Source organism: Pseudoalteromonas sp. TB64 (assembly GCF_000498095.1).
Classification (GTDB): domain Bacteria; phylum Pseudomonadota; class Gammaproteobacteria; order Enterobacterales; family Alteromonadaceae; genus Pseudoalteromonas.
The window spans coordinates 1-1917 of record NZ_AUTQ01000215.1 but is presented as its reverse complement, the minus strand read 5'-3'; the positions used below and the strand labels follow the sequence as shown (position 1 = coordinate 1917).

The 1917-nt window shown below is 50.6% G+C and carries 1 protein-coding gene; it reads left to right on the top strand.

Annotated features, from left to right (window positions below; all coding sequences use genetic code 11):
* The coding region (locus L647_RS0117850) for an Ig-like domain-containing protein (protein ID WP_024612249.1) at positions 1-1917 on the top strand (1917 nt) is incomplete at both ends.

Here is a 1917-nt window from a genome sequence, read left to right as displayed (position 1 = left end):
CCAACGATTGCAGGTACCAGCGATGCAGTACAGGGAAGTGAAGTAACGATTGTTGTCACTGACAGCAGTGGCACACCGCAAACAATAAGCGCCACCGTACTTGCCAATGGCACATGGTCAATCCCTGTACCGGTAGCACTTGCAGAAGGTGCATACACCATTAGTGCGAGTGTTGAAGATGCCGCAGGCAACGACACCACCGCCACAGGTGCTGGTGAAGTAGACACCACTGCACCGACACTTGTGCTTACCAGCCCAGGTTCAAGTAATGATGTAACGCCGATATTTAGCGGCACAAGCGATGCAGTTGAAGGCACGGTTATTAACTTCACCGTAGTGGATGATTTAGGTAGCTCACAAACGTTCACCACCACGGTTGATGCAGACGGCAACTTCTCGGTCGAAGTAACCACTGCACTGGCAGAAGGACCGTATAGTATTGAAGCTAACATCAGCGATGTAGCAGGTAACAGCACCGATATTACCGGCAACGGCACAATAGACACGACCGCGCCAAGCATTACCGTGGATGCGCCAGTATTAACAAACGACAGCACACCGACGGTTACTGGCACCAGTGATGCACCTAACAGCACCATTACGGTGACGTTTACAGATGCAGCGAATGCCACTCAAAGCATTGACGTACAAACAGATACTAACGGTAACTGGAGTGCGACACCAACAGGTACATTAGCTGAAGGTAATTACAGCGTCAGCGCTAGCATTACCGATGCCGCAGGCAACACCGGCACAGGTACAGATACGGGCGAAGTAGATATAACACCGCCAGATTTAGCGTTTACACCTACCTTCTTATTAGGCTCATTGGTGTTATTAAACGGTACCTCTGATTTACCGGCTGGCAGTGAAATTACGATTACTGAGCAACTTGTTGGCGGTGGCGTGGGCGTAAGTTACACCACAACCACTGACGCCAATGGTAACTGGTCACTGACTGGTATTGATATCTCATTACTGAACTTAGGCTCAGTGATCGCAACAGCGACCGACGCCGCAGGTAATACCCGTACAATTAGCTCAGATGACTTTGATAATACACCACCGACACTCACTGTTGATGTTGCAGCACAAAGTGACAGCAACACGCCAATCATAAGCGGCACAAGTGATGCAGGTGAAGGGGCACAAGTGACGATTGTGGTTACTGATAGCGACGGCAACCCACAAACCATCACCGCCCTTGTGGATACAAACGGTGATTGGAGCGCCACACCAGCGACACCATTAAGTGAAGGTGAAAGCACCATTGAAGTAAGTGTACGCGACAGTGTTGGCAACGAAACCACCGCGAGTGACACCACCACCATCGACACGCAAGCGCCAATACTCACCATTCAAAATGTAGGCGATATCAGCGATTTAACACCAGAGCTGCAAGGCACCAGTAATGAAATTGGTGGCACCGTTACACTCACCATCACCGACAGCGCAGGTGCTGTGCGAACCATTGACACGATAGTCGGCAGCGATGGACATTGGGCAATCGAAGTATCAACAGCCCTTGCGCAAGGCGAGTTTAGCGTTGTTGCCAGCATTACCGATGCCGCAGGCAACGAGAGCACCGCAAACAGCAGTGGTAATGTGGATACTATTACGCCAATAGTCACCGTTGATGCACTGGGTTTGGGTAACGACAGCACTCCGGTGATTAGTGGTACCTCAACAGAGCCTACAGGCACGGTTATAAACATTATTATTACCGACAGCAACGGTGATGAACACCCAATCACCGCCACCGTCGATGCAAACGGCGATTGGCAAGCAACCAGCCTTGAATTACCAGATGGCAACTACACCGTGCAAGCCAGTATCACCGATGATGCAGGCAACACCGGCGGCGCTACACAAACAGGCAACTTAGATACCTTAGCACCGACATTAACACTGGATACC